The 16,436-nt window shown below is 62.3% G+C and carries 14 protein-coding genes; 8 read left to right on the top strand and 6 right to left on the bottom strand.

Annotation, left to right across the window (positions count from 1 at the left end; genetic code table 11):
* Positions 1-39: 39 nt before the first annotated feature.
* The 4 genes from ccoM to CAF78_RS10065 form a co-directional block, all read right to left on the bottom strand.
* Positions 40-156, bottom strand: coding sequence for a cytochrome c oxidase subunit CcoM (ccoM, locus tag CAF78_RS28900; RefSeq protein ID WP_027918924.1), 117 nt, complete (start codon positions 154-156; stop codon positions 40-42).
* Between the two features lie 135 nt (positions 157-291).
* On the bottom strand, positions 292-453 hold the full coding sequence (locus CAF78_RS28555) for a hypothetical protein (protein ID WP_177408514.1): 162 nt from the start codon (positions 451-453) through the stop codon (positions 292-294).
* Between the two features lie 67 nt (positions 454-520).
* Positions 521-850 carry an aspartate-semialdehyde dehydrogenase gene (locus tag CAF78_RS10070; protein ID WP_085675274.1) on the bottom strand — a complete coding sequence of 110 codons (330 nt, stop codon included), beginning with the start codon at positions 848-850 and terminating at the stop codon, positions 521-523.
* A 107-nt stretch (positions 851-957) separates the two neighbouring features.
* Positions 958-1,653 carry a M949_RS01915 family surface polysaccharide biosynthesis protein gene (locus CAF78_RS10065; RefSeq protein ID WP_085675273.1) on the bottom strand — a complete coding sequence of 232 codons (696 nt, stop codon included), beginning with the start codon at positions 1,651-1,653 and terminating at the stop codon, positions 958-960.
* A 132-nt stretch (positions 1,654-1,785) separates the two neighbouring features.
* Here CAF78_RS10065 and rapA point away from each other — a divergent pair, with 132 nt between their 5' ends.
* Both rapA and CAF78_RS10055 read left to right on the top strand, forming a co-directional pair.
* Positions 1,786-4,632 carry an RNA polymerase-associated protein RapA gene (gene rapA, locus CAF78_RS10060; RefSeq protein ID WP_085675272.1) on the top strand — a complete coding sequence of 949 codons (2,847 nt, stop codon included), beginning with the start codon at positions 1,786-1,788 and terminating at the stop codon, positions 4,630-4,632.
* Between the two features lie 198 nt (positions 4,633-4,830).
* The gene (locus CAF78_RS10055; protein ID WP_085675271.1) at positions 4,831-7,095 is read left to right on the top strand and encodes a bifunctional diguanylate cyclase/phosphodiesterase; all 2,265 of its coding nucleotides are present in this window, start codon (positions 4,831-4,833) and stop codon (positions 7,093-7,095) included.
* Here the strand turns inward: CAF78_RS10055 and CAF78_RS10050 are convergent.
* The gene (locus CAF78_RS10050; RefSeq protein ID WP_085675270.1) at positions 6,995-7,882 is read right to left on the bottom strand and encodes an NAD(P)-dependent oxidoreductase; all 888 of its coding nucleotides are present in this window, start codon (positions 7,880-7,882) and stop codon (positions 6,995-6,997) included. The genes CAF78_RS10055 and CAF78_RS10050 overlap by 101 nt on opposite strands.
* Before the next feature lie 198 nt (positions 7,883-8,080).
* Between CAF78_RS10050 and CAF78_RS10045 the strand changes: the two genes are divergently transcribed.
* Positions 8,081-10,264: a hypothetical protein gene (locus tag CAF78_RS10045; protein WP_085675269.1), complete on the top strand. Its 2,184-nt coding sequence runs from the start codon at positions 8,081-8,083 to the stop codon at positions 10,262-10,264.
* A 466-nt stretch (positions 10,265-10,730) separates the two neighbouring features.
* Here the strand turns inward: CAF78_RS10045 and CAF78_RS10040 are convergent, their stop codons facing one another.
* Positions 10,731-11,036: a DUF2288 domain-containing protein gene (locus CAF78_RS10040; protein ID WP_085675268.1), complete on the bottom strand. Its 306-nt coding sequence runs from the start codon at positions 11,034-11,036 to the stop codon at positions 10,731-10,733.
* 360 nt (positions 11,037-11,396) lie between these two features.
* Between CAF78_RS10040 and CAF78_RS10030 the strand changes: the two genes are divergently transcribed.
* From CAF78_RS10030 to CAF78_RS10010, 5 genes are all read left to right on the top strand, one after another.
* Entirely contained in the window at positions 11,397-12,512 is a 1,116-nt protein-coding gene (locus CAF78_RS10030) for a branched-chain amino acid ABC transporter substrate-binding protein (protein WP_085675266.1), read from the top strand.
* Positions 12,513-12,697: 185 nt separating this feature from the next.
* On the top strand, positions 12,698-13,621 hold the full coding sequence (livH, locus tag CAF78_RS10025; RefSeq protein ID WP_085675265.1) for a high-affinity branched-chain amino acid ABC transporter permease LivH: 924 nt from the start codon (positions 12,698-12,700) through the stop codon (positions 13,619-13,621).
* Complete coding sequence (locus tag CAF78_RS10020) at positions 13,618-14,874, top strand: high-affinity branched-chain amino acid ABC transporter permease LivM (protein ID WP_085675264.1); 1,257 nt, start codon at positions 13,618-13,620, stop codon at positions 14,872-14,874. The genes livH and CAF78_RS10020 overlap by 4 nt, the downstream gene beginning before the upstream one ends.
* Complete coding sequence (livG, locus tag CAF78_RS10015; RefSeq protein ID WP_003254878.1) at positions 14,871-15,638, top strand: high-affinity branched-chain amino acid ABC transporter ATP-binding protein LivG; 768 nt, start codon at positions 14,871-14,873, stop codon at positions 15,636-15,638. Before CAF78_RS10020 ends, livG begins: the two co-directional genes overlap by 4 nt.
* Positions 15,639-16,340: an ABC transporter ATP-binding protein gene (locus CAF78_RS10010; RefSeq protein ID WP_003254879.1), complete on the top strand. Its 702-nt coding sequence runs from the start codon at positions 15,639-15,641 to the stop codon at positions 16,338-16,340.
* Positions 16,341-16,436 lie beyond the last annotated feature (96 nt).

Genomic DNA, 16,436 nt, shown 5'->3' with positions numbered 1-16,436 from the left:
GTCGCCCTAAATGCCTTGCGTGCTCGTGAATCCGAAAGGTCAGCGCGGCTTGCGCTTGTGCGAGTCCTTCCAGATGAAAATGCCCAGACCGGCAAAGAATGCGAACATCAACCCGACCGTTACCACGCCCGCGATAACCACGTTGTCGAAGAACATGCTGGCCTCCCGATTCGTTTGCCGTTGTCCGATGGATGCAAGGTAACGAATACGGAGGCGGGAAAAATTGATCAGGGTCAATGCTGCCCGGGACCGGGCACGCGAGGCGGGTGCAGGGTTGACCTGCGTCAAGTTTCAGCGCTTCTTGGGCTTGCCCTTGGGCTTCTTTTTCTTCGATGCGGCAAGCGGCATGGCCTGCTCGAACGCCTGGCGCACTTCATTCAGGCGTTTTTCCTTGAGGTCATGGATGCGCTTGGCGCGCTCGGCATCGAAGTCGATGAGGTTGTCTTGGCTCATGGGTGGGCTCGACGATCTACAGAGACTTGCATCATGAAGCCAGGCGCGGGCCGTGACCAGCCCCGCGTCAGACTTCGATATCGACCAGCAGGCCCTGGCGCGGGCTGTCACCCATCAGCGGCGCCACCGGCACGGTGTTGTCGGCGTTGACTTCGTCACCCGGCATGGCGTCGTAGCGCTGCGCCTGGTCCTTGTTGTTACGCCGCTGCTGGCGGCGCTGCTCCTCGCGCAGCAGCAGCACTTGCTCCTGCGGGTCGCGTTGCTGCTTCAGGTCGATGGCGCTTTCATTCGACGAAGGCTGCACCGGCACCACCGGCTTGATGTCGGGGGTCGGTTTGACCGGGTCCAGTTGCGAGGTCACCGGGGCGGCACTGAGCGGGATGATCGGCGGCAGCATGGCAGTTCTCCTATGCCCACTGTATCGGCCGTCCGTTAGCCAGCTTGAGCGTGAAGGGTATGGATGTGCGGCCAGTCACGGCCGCGTCATGCCAGTGTAGACAGCAGTTACTCGGTATCGTCCTCAGGGTCGTCGTCGACCGGCGGGCTGGCTTCGCTCCAGGGCCGCTTGTAGACCTGCTGCCAGACCGAATCCATATGCTCGCGCAGCACCTGTGGCGCATTCTTCAGCGAAGCGCTGTCTTCACGCTCGCCGCCGACCGGCTCTTCACCTGCCGGGGTGATCAGCGACTGGCCAGTGATGGTGTAGGCGCTCTGCCCCTCGCGCATTTCGATGGCGATATCGTGGGGATCGATGCCGCCGCCGCAGAAGGCGTGGCTGGCCACGGTCACTTCGGCGACACCGTCCTGGTTCAGGTCACTGACGTCACTGACATCAGTATAGAAGTCGACATCCAGGTCCAGCCCCGGGCAGGTGGTTTCCTGCTCGATCTGCCAGCGCGGCTTGAACGTGTCACGCTCGGCGGTGCGCCCGTACAAGGTGGCCTTGAGTACCACCTTGTCGACTTCCTGCTCGGATTCGGCGTCGACTGCCTGGCCATCACTGCGGCTGAGCACCAGCAAACCCTCGCCGTCGCGGTCACGGAAGTGCACGCTCTTGATCGGCGTCTGCACGCCCAGCACTTCGAGCTGCTCGACCGGGATCGCAGGCAGGGTTTCGAAATTTTTCTGTTCACAGGCGGCCAGCAGCAAGATGCTGCCCATGGCCAGGGAGGTGTGCAACCAGCGGTGCTTGAGCGGCATATCGGTGCGTAGCCCTCGTCAGCAAGACGGTGATCTGCGATGAAACAGCTAGACTGATGGACTTCTGGTCTATGGTCCGCCCGGCCTATCCGTTAACATAGCCGGCTTTTTCATCGCGGGAGTTCAGGCAGTATGGCGCAGCAGTATCAACCGGGGCAACGCTGGATCAGCGACAGCGAAGCGGAGCTCGGCCTGGGGACCATCCTGGCGCAGGATGGCCGCCTGCTGACCGTGCTCTACCCGGCCACTGGCGACACCCGCCAGTATTCCCTGCGCAATGCGCCGCTGACCCGCGTGCGCTTCTCGCCAGGTGACCAGATCACCCACTTCGAAGGCTGGAAGCTGACCGTACGCGAAGTCGAGGACATCGACGGGCTGATGGTCTACCACGGCCTGGATGGCCAGAACCAGCCGCGCACCCTGCCGGAAACCCAGCTGTCGAACTTCATCCAGTTCCGCCTGGCCAGCGACCGCCTGTTCGCCGGGCAGATCGACCCGCTGTCGTGGTTCAGCCTGCGTTACAACACCCTGCACCACACCAGCAAGCAGATGCAGTCGTCGCTGTGGGGCCTGGGTGGCTGCCGCGCGCAACCGATCGCCCACCAGCTGCACATCGCCCGCGAAGTCGCCGACCGCAGCGCCCCACGGGTATTGCTGGCCGACGAAGTCGGCCTGGGCAAGACCATCGAGGCCGGCCTGGTGATTCACCGCCAGTTGCTGTCCGGTCGCGCCAGCCGCGTGCTGATCCTGGTCCCGGAAAACCTCCAGCACCAGTGGCTGGTGGAAATGCGCCGGCGCTTCAACCTGCAGGTCGCCCTGTTCGACGCCGAGCGCTTCATCGAAAGCGACGCCAGCAACCCGTTCGAGGATGCCCAACTGGCGCTGGTCGCCCTGGAATGGCTGGTCGATGACGAAAAGGCCCAGGACGCGCTGTTTGCCGCTGGCTGGGACCTGATGGTGGTCGACGAGGCGCACCACCTGGTGTGGCACGAAGAGCAGGCCAGTGCCGAATACGGCCTGGTCGAACAACTGGCCCAGGTCATCCCGGGCGTGCTGCTGCTGACCGCCACCCCAGAACAACTCGGCCAGGACAGCCACTTCGCCCGCCTGCGCCTGCTCGACCCCAACCGTTTCCATGACCTCGCGGCGTTCCGCGCCGAGAGCGAAAACTACCGCCCGGTGGCCGAAGCCGTGCAGGAGCTGCTTGAAGAAGGCCGCCTGTCACCCAAGGCCCATGCCACCATCCAAGGCTTCCTTGGCGCCGAAGGCGAAGCCCTGCTGGCGGCGGTCAACGATGGCGATACCCAGGCCAGCGCCCGCCTGATCCGCGAGCTGCTTGACCGCCACGGTACCGGCCGCGTGCTGTTCCGCAACACCCGTGCGGCAGTCCAGGGCTTCCCCGAGCGCCAACTGCACCCGTACCCGCTGGCCAACCCCGCGCAATACCAGGACCTGCCAGCCGGCGAACACGCCGAGCTGTACCCGGAAGTGGCCTTCCAGGCCCAGGGCGAGGTCAGCGATGACGAACGCTGGTGGCGCTTCGACCCACGGGTCGACTGGCTGATCGACACGCTGAAAATGCTCAAGCGCACCAAGGTCCTGGTGATCTGCGCCCACGCCGAAACCGCCATGGACCTGGAAGACGCCCTGCGCGTGCGCTCCGGCATCCCGGCCACGGTGTTCCACGAAGGCATGAGCATCCTCGAGCGCGACCGCGCCGCGGCCTACTTCGCCGACGAGGAATTCGGCGCCCAGGTGCTGATCTGCTCCGAGATCGGCAGTGAAGGCCGCAACTTCCAGTTCGCCCATCACCTGGTGATGTTCGACCTGCCGGCCCACCCGGACCTGCTCGAACAGCGTATTGGCCGTCTCGACCGGATCGGCCAGAAGCACACCATCGAACTGCACATCCCGTACCTGCAGGACAGCCCGCAGGAGCGCCTGTTCCAGTGGTACCACGATGGCCTCAACGCCTTCCTCAATACCTGCCCGACCGGCAACGCCCTGCAGCACCAGTTCGGCCCACGCCTGCTGCCGATGCTCGAAGGCGGCGATGCCAAGGCCTGGACCGCACTGGTCAGCGAGGCCCGTGGCGAGCGCGAGCGCCTGGAGGCAGAACTGCACAGCGGCCGTGACCGCCTGCTGGAGCTCAACTCCGGTGGTGCCGGTGAAGGCCAGGCGCTGGTCGAGGCGATCCTCGAACAGGACGACCAGTTCGCCCTGCCGATCTACATGGAAACCCTGTTCGACGCCTTCGGCATCGACAGCGAGGACCACTCGGAAAACGCCCTGATCCTCAAGCCGAGCGAGAAGATGCTCGACGCCAGCTTCCCGCTGGGTGACGACGAAGGCGTGACCATCACCTACGATCGCGCCCAGGCCCTGTCGCGTGAAGACATGCAGTTCCTGACCTGGGAGCACCCGATGGTCCAGGGCGGCATGGACCTGGTGCTGTCCGGCTCTATGGGCAACACCGCCGTCGCGCTGATCAAGAACAAGGCGCTCAAGCCGGGTACCGTGCTGCTCGAGCTGCTGTTCGTCAGCGAGGTGGTGGCGCCACGCAGCCTGCAACTGGGCCGCTACCTGCCGCCAGCGGCGCTGCGCTGCCTGCTCGATGCCAACGGCAACGACCTGGCTTCGCGCGTGGCGTTCGAAACCCTCAATGACCAACTCGAAAGCGTGCCACGTGCCAGCGCCAACAAGTTCGTCCAGGCCCAGCGTGACGTGCTGGCCAAGCGCATCAGCGGTGGTGAGGCCAAGGTCATGCCGGTCCATGTCGAGCGCGTGGCCGAAGCCCAGCGCCGCCTGGCCGCCGAGGCCGATGAAGAGCTGGCACGCCTGACCGCACTGCAAGCGGTCAACCCGAGCGTGCGTGACAGCGAGATCGAGGCGTTGCGCAAGCAGCGTGAACAGGGCATGGCGATGCTGGACAAGGCCGCGCTGCGGCTTGAAGCCATCCGCGTACTCGTTGCCGGTTGACTCAACCAGCCATATCACCGGGGGGCGCTTTGCGCCCCCCGGTTCGTTATGCCGACTGGCTATCGAAGCCAGAACCAAATCATTGAAGCCAAAGTGCCATTATTCAGGAAGGTTTAACCACCGGTTCCTATACTGCCTCAGGACAGTCTCCACAGGGCTTGAACGGAGACGAGTGAAAACTCGAGCAAAGGGCAAGCAATGGAATGGCTGGGTCTGCAACTGTTCACCGAACTGCCGGTAACCGGGCGCATCGTCATCGACTGCCGCCATGAACCGCTACTCATCCTGATCGCCTTTGCAGTGGCCAGTGCAGCCTGCTTCGCCACCCTCGACATGGCCGAACGGCAATCCCACAGCGAACACCCCGGCGCTCAACGGCAATGGCGCATGCTCGGTGCCTGCTGCCTGGCGGGTGGCATCTGGGCCATGCACTTCATCAGCATGCTGGCCTTCCAGGCCCCGGTGGAAATGCACTACGACGTGTCGCTGACCGGCCTGTCGCTGCTGATCGCACTGTTGGTGGCGTGGATGGCGATGACCAGCCTCGACCGCATCGACATGCGCCTGCATCACTACCTGCAAAGCGCCCTGCTCATCGGCCTGGGCATCATCCTGATGCATTTCGTCGGCATGGCCGCGCTGCAGACCGGTGCCCAGCAGTACTACCAGACCGCACTGCTGCTGAGCAGCACTGCCATCGCCTTGCTGACCAGTCTGGCCGCCTTGCTGCTGGCCCGTTACTTCCGCAATGGCAGCGGCACGCGGCACCAGGCCCTGAAATATGGCGCCAGCTTGCTGATGGCCGGTGGCATCGTCGCCACTCATTTCACCGCCATGGCCGCCATGACCCTGGTGATTCCCGCCTCTACTGCCCTGAGCCTGCCATCCACGGACAACAGCCTGCAGCTGGGGCTGGCCGTGGCCTTCATTACGTTGCTGATCAGTGGCAGCAGCATCAGCGCCGCGCTGGCCGACAAGAAGCTGCAAAGCAAGGAAGACGACCTGCGCCGCTACGGTGTGCTGCTCAGCCAACTGGACCAGGCCCGCGCGTCACTGCAGCAGGCGGCTCACTACGATGCCCTGACCAACCTGGTCAACCGCCGTGGTTTCAACCAGATCTTCGCCGAACGCCTGGCGGAACTGGACGCCGGCGAAAGCCGCCTGGCGGTGATGTTCCTCGACATCGACCACTTCAAGCGGATCAACGACAGCCTCGGCCACGATGCCGGCGACGAACTGCTCAAGGTGATCGCCAACCACATCAAGGCTGCCACTCGCAGTCACGACCTGGTCGCCCGCTTTGGCGGCGACGAGTTCTGCGTGGTCACCAGCCTCAACAACCGCGACGAGGCGCGCCACCTGGCCCAGCGCATCATGCAGCGGATGAAGGATCCGATCGACCTCGGCGGCCGGCGCATGGTCATGACCACCAGCATTGGCATCAGCATCTTCCCCGATGACGGCCTGACGGCCGAAGAACTGCTCAAGCATGCCGACCTGGCCCTCTACCAATCCAAGGGCAGCGGCCGCAACAGCCTGCACTTCTTCAACAGCAACCTGAAAAGCCGCGCCAGCCTGGCGCTGCAACTGGAGGAGGAACTGCGCATTGCCCTGCTTGAAGAACGCGGCTTGTGCGTGCATTACCAGCCCATCTTCGACCTGCGCACTGGCCAGGTGGCCAAGCTTGAAGCGTTGGTGCGCTGGCAACACCCGCTGCACGGGCTGATGGGGCCTGACCGGTTCATCGGCATCGCCGAAGCCAACGGCCTGATCGTCGACCTCGACCTGTGGGTGTTGCGCCACGCCTGCCAGGACCTGTCCCGGCTTCACCAGCATGGTTTTGCCAGCCTCAAGGTCACGGTCAATTGCTCGGCGGTGACCCTGGGCGACGAGAACTTGCCCAATGAAGTGGACGTGGCGTTGTTCCAGGCGGGCCTTGCACCTCGCCATCTGGAGCTCGAAGTCACCGAGAACGCCCTGATGGGTGATATCCAGCAGACCGTCAATCTGCTCAAACGCATCCGTGGCCAGGGCGTCAGCCTGTCGATCGACGACTTCGGTACCGGCTATTCGTCGTTGGCCTACCTCAAGCGCCTGCCCCTGGACGTACTGAAGATCGACCGCAGCTTCCTGCAGGATGTGCCCGCCAGCCTGAAGGATCGCGAGATCATCCAGGCCATCATCGCCATGGCCCATACCCTGCACCTGGAAGTGGTCAGCGAAGGTGTCGAAACCGTCGAGCAGCACGAATTCCTGGCCCGCAATGGCTGCGATTACCTGCAGGGCTACCTGCTCGGTCGCCCGGTGCCGATGACTGAGCTGCGCCCGCTGCTTGACCAGCTCGACCGCCAGGACATTGGGTTCAGCCCTTGTTGCGATACAGCTCTACCAGGGTCGCCGGATCTTTTTGCAGATAGCCCTGGCTACCGTGCAGGCGCATCAACTGCGCGGCGAGGCCACTGAGCGGCGTTGCCGCGCCCTGCTCGCGGGAAAGTTTGACCGCACCGTCGAGGTCCTTGAGCAACGTGCGCACATGCCACTTGATCGGCTCGAAACGGCTTTCGGCCATCTGCGGCGCCAAAATCTGCAGCGGCTTCGAATCGGCAAAGCCACCGGCAAGGGCTTGCGCGATCAAGGTGGCGTCGACACCTGACTGCTCGGCCAGTGCCACCACCTCGGCAATGACCAGGGCATTGCAGGCCACGATCATCTGATTGCAGGCCTTGGTCACCTGCCCTGCCCCTACCCCGCCCATGTGCGTCACCCGCTGGCCGAGCACCTGCAGCACCGGGCGCGCACGTTGCAGGTCAGTGGCATCGCCGCCCACCATGATCGCCAAGCTACCCGCCTCGGCCCCTGGCGTACCGCCGGATACCGGCGCATCCAGCCAGGCCATGCCGCACAGGGCAGCCAGCTCGGCCGCCATTTCCCGGGTCGCGGTCGGCTCGAGGCTGGAGAAGTCCACCAGCAACTGACCGCTGCGCCCGCCCTCGGCGATGCCTTGCTCGCCAAACACCACCTCGCGCACTACCGCCGTGTCGGCCAGGCACAGCAGCACCATATCGCTGTCACGGCACAACTCGGCAGGGCTGGCAGCCAAGCGCGCACCGGCTGCCACCAATGTGGCGCATTTGTCCGGGCTGCGGTTCCAGACCGTCAGCGGGTAGCCCGCGGCCAACAGCCTACGGCACATCGGCAGCCCCATCAGGCCAATCCCGGCAAACCCCAGCGAAGGCAGTGCAGTACTCATGAACGACTCCAGGCAGAAGATTAAAGAAGCGTGACAAGCGGGCGATGCAATACCAGCTCGACAGAAAAATCCTTAAAACAAGTAAGGGAAACCCCTATCGCATCCGTAAATGGCGCACTGCTAGAGTCGCGGCATTTAGCGTGATGGCCATATGGCATAACCCTCTAATAATCACTGACACCAGGCAAATGGCGCACTATGACCTCTACGAACACTTCTGCCAATGCGGTCCCCGAGTCTTCGACTCTACCCAATCTACCGACCGCCAGTAGTGTTCGTGACACGCTGCCGACGCGCAGCGCAGCGACACAGCAGTACCTGTACTTCACCGAGCAGGACATCCAGCGCATCCTCGACAACCTCGACGGCCTGCGTGACCTGGTGTTTCCCGGCAACCAGCACATCGAGGGCGATGACCCACTGCGCCTGGAGCAGCAGTTTCCGTCGGTCTGCCTGATTGGCCTGGGCCGTTGCGGCTCGAACATTGCCCTCGACGTGGCCGAACTGGTCTACAACGCCCGCACCTTCTTCCTCAACGAGTTCAACAACGAAGACCGACTCAAGGGCGAGTCGGGCTACAGCCCGGCACGCTGGATCCGCCAGAACCTGCGCCTGGTGCAGAACAAGGGCGTCAAGCCGGTGTTCCTGGTCGAACCGCTGGTGATGCTGGGTGACCTGGACAAGGACATCGCCGGGCGAATCCGCTTCTCGCGCAAGGGCGAGCGTGGCGAGTTCCTGCGCGACTACAGCAAGATGAAGATCATGGACCTGTCCGAGGTGCATGCAGGCGGTGCCGGCAACGCGCCGATCCTCGGCCAGTACCTGGCCAAGATCATCCTCAACAAGGACACCCAGCGCTTTTCCAGTGCCGACTGGAAACTGATCCACTCGTACCTGATCGACTCCTGTGGCATCAAGGCCAACCAGTCGCGGCTGTACTTCTATATCTTCAGCGCCGGTGGCGGCACCGGCTCCGGCATGGCTTCGGAATTCGGCCTGGCCCAGCAGTACTCGTACATGAACAAGACCTTCGACACCAAGCCGGCCGACGAGAACGACGGCAAGGGCGGGCACTCGTTCGTCTTCGAGCCGATCTTCACCAGCGGCATCTGCGTGCTGCCCAATGCGACGGACCATCGCAGCGAAATGTCCGAAGCCCTGCACATCAACGCCGGCCGGCTGTTGTGCAAATACCTGTCGGAAGAATGGGACTTCTCGTACAACTTCGATAATGAAGACAGCAGCGAAGCCAGCGTGATGGGCCGTATCCGCCCGTGGAACGCGATGATGCTGATCTCCAACGACATCATGCGCTATGCCGAAGAAAGCGATGACGGCACCATCCACAACATCGACGTCAACGCCATGGAGAAGCACGCCAACCAGTACATCTCCCAGCAGATCTTCAACATCCTCACCGCCCAGGCGGTGACCACCGACTACGACCAGAACTACTTCCGCCGCGCTGGCATCGACATTGGCGAAACCATCCGCCTGGATGCCAACGACCTGTTCATGAGCCTGGCCGGCCCGGTGGCGATTGCCTATGCTGAATCGGTAGTGCCCGAAGCACCTGCGCCAGGCACGGACAAGTTCAAGGTGTTCGAGCGCGAAGCCCCACGCCTGGACATCGACGACCTGTTCCTGCGCTCCATCGACCTGCCGCATTTCAACAAGCAGACCCAGGCCATCGAAGGCATCAGCCTGTTGCCGATCGAGTCGCGCCGTTACCGCGCAGCCCTGGAGCAGTACAAGGCTTCGGGTTACGACGCGGCGGCGCTGCATGACCTGCACTTCTTCAAGAACTGCTCGTCGGTGGTGTCGATCGTCTCGTTGCCCAAGGACTACAAGCTGTCGTACATGGACCTCAACCGGCTCAAGACCCACCTCAACAGCCTGTTCCCCAACACCACGCTCAAGCGCTATGCGCTGGTGATCGGTGCCTCGGCCAACCTGTCGCTGACCACACTGATCGCCAAGAGCCCCTGCCTGTCGGACGACTTCCTGACCCTGATCGTGGCCTTTATCAAGCGCTGTTTTGCCCGCACGCCGTACCGCTTCGATGACACCTTGGACAATGCCATCCTCGAATTCATCACCAGCGAGCATTTCGCGGAGGAGCGGATAGACGACCTGCTGAACGAGTTCGAAAACCCGGCGAAGATCCTCGACACCAACTGGTACGCGATCAAGCCGATGTACGAGAAGAAGTACCGTGAGCTGATCAACGACAAGAGCCGCTTCGTGTCGATCAACGATATCCGCCTGTCGCGCGAATGCGTGAAGAAGGCCGTGAAGTACCTGCGCGAGATATTCCGCCACCGCATCGGCAAGACCCGGGTGATTTCGCTGAACAGCCACACCGGCCGGGTCGATTACTGACCATCACGGGGCCGCTCTGCGGCCCTTCGCGGGCACGCCCGCTCTCATAGAACAATACATAACTCTTTGATTTAGCTGAGGTCTTGTGGGAGCGGGCGCGCCCGCGAACACCGGCGAAGCCGGTGCCATGCACCGCGTCGCATGCTTCGCGGGCACGCCCGCTCCCACAGGGTAAAGCGGCGCATGCTGAGGCTTTTTTCTCTGCGCGACAGCGCAGCCCAAAGGGCTGGGTGATCTCCCACAGGAATTTCGTGCACTTTCGAATTGCACCTCACCTGTGGGAGCGGGCGTGTGGGAGCGTGCGTGCCCGCGAAGGGCTGCACGGCAGCCCCAATTACGCATGCCGTAAACTGTTACCGCCCCGCCGAACCCCCCGGTCGTTGTTACTTACTTCCACCTTACGTGAGCGTCAACGAGCACCATCACAGGGCGACTGCGTATTTTTACGCACTAAAAAAGCGCTTTGTTATTCCGCTTGTTTCACCTGGATCACGATGAACGGCGAAACCACCACCGCCCAGATCTCTGGATCGCGGCTTTGCAGGTCGAGTGCCTGCTCGGCGCTGAGCGGCCCAACAGTGCCATCACTACGCCACTTGGCGAAGATCTCGCTGCGATTCTCGGCCATTGCCGCGGCAACCTCGATCAGGTCGAGACGGGGGTCGACCCAAATCAGGTCACCTTTGGCCCAGAAACGCTCCAAAGCTTTCCATTCGATTGTCGCAGTCTCACCGAGCAATTTGGCATAGAGGGTGCTTGTTTGATCAGTCATGGGTTTGTACCCGCAAATTCGGCCATTGAAAAATGGCCGGCATTTTTGCAGAAAAACCCGGTTTCAAATACGTAATTTGATCGATTGGCTCCGAAGTTGTGGGGTGGAGCCCAGGATGCAGGCAAAGTGATGGCGCTTTTCTGTATCTTTGTGTCGACCATGCGACAAGCCGCGGAACAGGCACTTTTTGCCGGCTTTTCAAGCGCGCAAGCAGCGCTCTACACTGTACCGGTACAGTTCCGGGACATGTTCCGGGGGAAGGTGGGCATGCAGTATGGCGTGGCCATGCCGCATATCCCGCCCGGTCTGTAGCCCTGGCCGCCAGGACTATAAGAATTACAACAGAATGAGTGGAGCACTATGATCAAGATTTCCAAGCTGTTCGCCGCAATGGTTCTGGCCGGGGTAGCCAGCCATTCGTTTGCCGCCGATACCATCAAGATCGGGATCGCGGGCCCCAAGACCGGCCCTGTGACCCAGTACGGCGACATGCAGTTCATCGGCGCCAAGCAGGCCATCAAGGATATCAACGCCAAGGGCGGCGTCGATGGCAAGATGCTCGAAGCCAAGGAATACGACGACGCCTGCGACCCTAAACAGGCCGTGGCAGTCGCCAACAAAGTGGTCAACGACGGCGTCAAGTTCGTCATCGGTCACCTGTGCTCCAGCTCCACCCAGCCAGCGTCCGACATCTACGAAGACGAAGGCGTGATCATGATCACCCCGGCCGCCACCTCGCCGGAAATCACCGCCCGTGGCTACAAGCTGATCTTCCGCACCATCGGCCTGGACAGCGCCCAGGGCCCGGCTGCCGGCAACTATATCGCCGACCACGTCAAGCCGAAGGTCGTCGCGGTACTGCACGACAAGCAGCAGTACGGTGAAGGCATCGCCACCGCAGTCAAGCAGACCCTGGAGAAGAAAGGCACCAAGGTGGCCGTCTTCGAAGGCCTGAACGCCGGTGACAAGGACTTCTCCTCGATCATCCAGAAGCTCAAGCAGAACAACGTCGACTTCGTCTACTACGGCGGCTACCACCCAGAGCTGGGCCTGATCCTGCGCCAAGCTCAGGAAAAGGGCCTGAAAGCCAAGTTCATGGGCCCGGAAGGCGTGGGTAACGACTCCATCTCGCAGATCGCCCAGGGCGCCTCCGAAGGCCTGCTGGTCACCCTGCCGAAGTCGTTCGACGCCGACCCTGAGAACAAAGCCATCGTCGACGCCATCAAGGCTGACGGCAAGGACCCAAGCGGCCCGTTCGTGTTCCCGGCCTACTCGGCTGTCGAGCTGATCGCCGCAGGTATCAAGAAAGCTGGCTCCGAAGATACCGACAAGGTGGCAAAAGCCATTCACGAAGGCACCTTCAAAACTCCGACCGGCGAACTGTCCTACGACGAGAAAGGCGACCTGAAAGACTTCAAGTTCGTGGTCTACGAATGGCACTTCGGCAAGCCGAAGACCGAAGTCTCCCCTCAGTAACTGCGTGACTAATAGCTGACCTAGGAGCCCACTGTGCGAGCAGTGGGCTTTGTTTTACGAGGTTCATGGGCCCGATCCCCGCGATCCGGGGGCCGACCCACCTGAAAATCTTAAAACCGTCACCCGCGGTTTCCTGGCCGTACCCCTGCCAGTGAAATGCAAATCAGGTTTTTAGGAGCGCTGTAATGCCTGAGATCTACCATTTCTTCCAACAACTGGTTAATGGATTGACCATCGGCAGCACCTATGCCTTGATCGCCATCGGCTACACGATGGTGTACGGCATCATCGGCATGATCAACTTCGCCCACGGCGAGGTGTACATGATCGGTTCCTACGTGGCCTTCATCGCCTTGGCGGGCCTGGCCATGATGGGTATCCACTCGTTGCCGATCCTGATGACCGTCGCCTTCGTCGCGACGATCTGCGTCACCAGTGCCTATGGCTACAGCATCGAACGGGTTGCCTACCGCCCCCTGCGCAACAGCAACCGCCTGATCCCGCTGATTTCCGCCATCGGCATGTCGATCTTCCTGCAGAACACGGTCTTGCTGTCGCAAGATTCGAAGGACAAATCCATCCCCAACCTGATCCCGGGAGCCTTCTCCTTCGGGCCAGGTGGAGCCGAAGAAGTCCTGGTTTCCTACATGCAGATCCTGGTGTTCGTGGTCACCCTGGTGGCCATGACCTGCCTGACCCTGTTCATCTCCCGTTCCCGCCTGGGCCGCGCGTGCCGCGCCTGCGCCGAGGACATCAAGATGGCCAACCTGCTGGGCATCAACACCAACAACATCATCGCCCTGACCTTCGTCATCGGTGCCGCCCTGGCGGCCGTGGCGGCCGTGCTGCTGAGCATGCAGTACGGGGTGATCAACCCCAACGCCGGTTTCCTGGTAGGCCTGAAGGCCTTCACCGCGGCGGTACTGGGCGGCATCGGCAGCATCCCGGGCGCCATGCTCGGCGGGCTGGTGCTGGGCGTGGCCGAAGCCTTCGGCGCCGACGTTTTCGGCGACCAGTACAAGGACGTGGTGGCATTCGGCTTGTTGGTTCTTGTCCTGCTGTTCCGGCCGACCGGCATCCTCGGCCGCCCGGAGGTTGAAAAAGTATGAACAGAAATCTCAAACAGGCGTTCTTCAGCGCCTTGCTGGTCTGGGCCGTGGCCTTTCCGGTGCTGGGCCTGAAACTGAGCATCGACGGCATCAGCCTGATCGTGCACAGCCAGGGTTCGTTCACCATCAGCATCATCGCCGTGTGCTCGGTGTTGATGTTCCTGCGCGTGCTGTTCGACAGGCAGTGGAACTCGGTGATGGGCCGTCGCTCGGATCGCAAGCTGATCCCGCCAGCCGTCAGCAACTACCTGACCCTGCCGAAAACCCAGCGCTATGTGATCATCGGCCTGATCGTCGCGGCGCTGGTGTGGCCGTTCTTCGGTTCACGCGGCGCGGTGGACATCGCCACGCTGATCCTGATCTACGTGCTGCTGGGCCTGGGCCTGAACATCGTGGTCGGCCTGGCCGGTCTGCTCGACCTCGGCTACGTCGGTTTCTACGCCGTCGGTGCCTACAGCTACGCGATGCTCTCGCACTACCTGGGTTGGAGCTTCTGGGTCTGCCTGCCGATCGCCGGCCTGATGGCCGCCACCTTCGGCTTCCTGCTCGGCTTCCCGGTGCTGCGCCTGCGCGGTGACTACCTGGCGATCGTGACCCTCGGCTTCGGCGAGATCATTCGCCTGTTCCTGCGTAACCTCACCGACTGGACCGGCGGCCCCAACGGCATCAGCAACATCCCCAAGCCGGAGTTCTTCGGCCTGACCTTCGAGCGCAGGGCCGCCGAAGGGATGCAGACCTTCCACGAGTTCTTCGGGCTGGAATACAACTCGATCAACAAGGTCATCTTCCTCTACCTGGTCGCCCTGCTACTGGCCCTGCTGGCACTGTTCGTGATCAACCGCCTGCTGCGCATGCCGATCGGCCGTGCCTGGGAAGCGCTGCGCGAAGACGAGATCGCCTGCCGTGCGCTGGGCCTGAACCCTACCGTGATCAAGCTCTCGGCGTTCACCCTGGGTGCCTGCTTCGCCGGTTTCGCCGGCAGCTTCTTCGCTGCGCGCCAGGGCCTGGTGACGCCGGAGTCGTTCACCTTCATCGAGTCGGCGATCATCCTCGCCATCGTCGTGCTCGGCGGCATGGGCTCACAACTGGGCGTGATTCTCGCGGCCATCGTGATGATCCTGCTGCCGGAGCTGATGCGTGAGTTCAGCGAATACCGGATGCTGATGTTCGGTGCGCTGATGGTGTTGATGATGATCTGGCGTCCGCAAGGCCTGCTGCCTATGCAACGCCCCCACATGGAGCTGCATCGATGAGCCGTGAAATTCTGCAAGTCAGCGGCCTGAGCATGCGCTTCGGCGGCTTGTTGGCGGTCAACGGCGTGGCCCTGACCGTCAAGGAAAAACAGGTAGTAGCGCTGATCGGCCCGAACGGCGCCGGCAAGACCACGGTGTTCAACTGCCTGACCGGCTTCTACAAGCCCAGCGGCGGCACCATCCTGCTCGACGGCCAGCCGATCCAGGGCCTGGCCGGCCACCAGATCGCCCGCAAGGGCGTGGTGCGGACCTTCCAGAACGTGCGCCTGTTCAAGGAAATGACCGCGCTGGAAAACCTGCTGATCGCCCAGCACCGTCACCTGAACACCAACTTCTTCGCCGGCCTGTTCAAGACCCCGAGCTTCCGCCGCAGCGAGAAGGAGGCCATGGAGCGCGCGCAGTACTGGCTGGAGAAGGTCAACCTGACCGAGTTCGCCAACCGTACCGCCGGCACCCTCGCCTACGGCCAGCAACGGCGCCTGGAAATCGCCCGCTGCATGATGACCCAGCCACGGATCATCATGCTCGACGAACCGGCCGCCGGCCTGAACCCGAAGGAAACCGAAGACCTCAAGGCACTGATCGCCTACCTGCGCGAGTCGCACAACGTCACCGTGCTGCTGATCGAGCACGACATGAAGCTGGTGATGAGCATCTCCGACCACATCGTCGTGATCAACCAGGGCACACCCCTGGCGCACGGCACGCCGGAGGAGATCCGCGACAACCCTGACGTGATCAAAGCCTACCTGGGGGAAGCGTAAATGCTGAAGTTCGAGAACGTTTCCACCTTCTACGGCAAGATCCAGGCGCTGCACAGCGTCAACGTGGAGATCAACCAGGGCGAGATCGTCACCCTGATCGGTGCCAACGGCGCCGGCAAGTCGACCTTGCTGATGACCCTGTGCGGCTCGCCGCAGGCGCACAGCGGCAGCATCAAGTACCTCGGCGAAGAGCTGGTCGGCCAGCCGTCCTCGCACATCATGCGCAAGAGCATCGCGGTGGTGCCGGAAGGCCGTCGCGTGTTCGCCCGCCTGACCGTCGAGGAAAACCTGGCCATGGGCGGTTTCTTCACCGACAAGGGCGACTACCAGGAACAACTGGACAAGGTCCTGCAACTGTTCCCGCGCCTGAAGGAGCGTTACATCCAGCGTGGCGGCACCATGTCCGGTGGCGAGCAGCAGATGCTGGCCATCGGCCGGGCACTGATGAGCAAGCCCAAGCTGCTGCTGCTCGACGAACCTTCGCTGGGCCTGGCACCGATCATCATCCAGCAGATCTTCGACATCATCGAACAGCTGCGCCGCGATGGCGTGACCGTGTTCCTGGTGGAGCAGAACGCCAACCAGGCACTGAAGATCGCCGACCGGGCGTATGTGCTGGAAAACGGCCGGGTGGTCATGCAAGGCACCGGTGAAGCACTGTTGACCGACCCGAAGGTACGCGATGCGTATCTGGGTGGTTGAATGAAAAAGGGCCTTCGGGCCCTTTTTTCTGCCTGTCACAAATGTGTCGGCCTCTTCGCGGGCAAGCCCGCTCCCACAGGTTCTGCAGAGTTTCAG

It is taken from the genome of Pseudomonas sp. R28(2017), assembly GCF_002112505.1.
In the GTDB taxonomy this organism is placed as follows: Bacteria; Pseudomonadota; Gammaproteobacteria; order Pseudomonadales; family Pseudomonadaceae; genus Aquipseudomonas.
The sequence above is the reverse complement of the archived record's forward strand: the minus strand, read 5'-3'. Positions and strand labels throughout refer to the sequence as shown.

Excerpts from the sequence above, each read along its gene's own strand:
- ccoM (WP_027918924.1), bottom strand. The coding sequence starts at position 156 with ATGTTCTTCGACAACGTGGTTATCGCGGGCGTGGTAACGGTCGGGTTG.
- CAF78_RS28555 (WP_177408514.1), bottom strand. The coding sequence starts at position 453 with ATGAGCCAAGACAACCTCATCGACTTCGATGCCGAGCGCGCCAAGCGC.
- CAF78_RS10070 (WP_085675274.1), bottom strand. The coding sequence starts at position 850 with ATGCTGCCGCCGATCATCCCGCTCAGTGCCGCCCCGGTGACCTCGCAA.
- CAF78_RS10065 (WP_085675273.1), bottom strand. The coding sequence starts at position 1,653 with ATGCCGCTCAAGCACCGCTGGTTGCACACCTCCCTGGCCATGGGCAGC.
- rapA (WP_085675272.1), top strand. The coding sequence starts at position 1,786 with ATGGCGCAGCAGTATCAACCGGGGCAACGCTGGATCAGCGACAGCGAA.
- CAF78_RS10055 (WP_085675271.1), top strand. The coding sequence starts at position 4,831 with ATGGAATGGCTGGGTCTGCAACTGTTCACCGAACTGCCGGTAACCGGG.
- CAF78_RS10050 (WP_085675270.1), bottom strand. The coding sequence starts at position 7,882 with ATGAGTACTGCACTGCCTTCGCTGGGGTTTGCCGGGATTGGCCTGATG.
- CAF78_RS10045 (WP_085675269.1), top strand. The coding sequence starts at position 8,081 with ATGACCTCTACGAACACTTCTGCCAATGCGGTCCCCGAGTCTTCGACT.
- CAF78_RS10040 (WP_085675268.1), bottom strand. The coding sequence starts at position 11,036 with ATGACTGATCAAACAAGCACCCTCTATGCCAAATTGCTCGGTGAGACT.
- CAF78_RS10030 (WP_085675266.1), top strand. The coding sequence starts at position 11,397 with ATGATCAAGATTTCCAAGCTGTTCGCCGCAATGGTTCTGGCCGGGGTA.
- livH (WP_085675265.1), top strand. The coding sequence starts at position 12,698 with ATGCCTGAGATCTACCATTTCTTCCAACAACTGGTTAATGGATTGACC.
- CAF78_RS10020 (WP_085675264.1), top strand. The coding sequence starts at position 13,618 with ATGAACAGAAATCTCAAACAGGCGTTCTTCAGCGCCTTGCTGGTCTGG.
- livG (WP_003254878.1), top strand. The coding sequence starts at position 14,871 with ATGAGCCGTGAAATTCTGCAAGTCAGCGGCCTGAGCATGCGCTTCGGC.
- CAF78_RS10010 (WP_003254879.1), top strand. The coding sequence starts at position 15,639 with ATGCTGAAGTTCGAGAACGTTTCCACCTTCTACGGCAAGATCCAGGCG.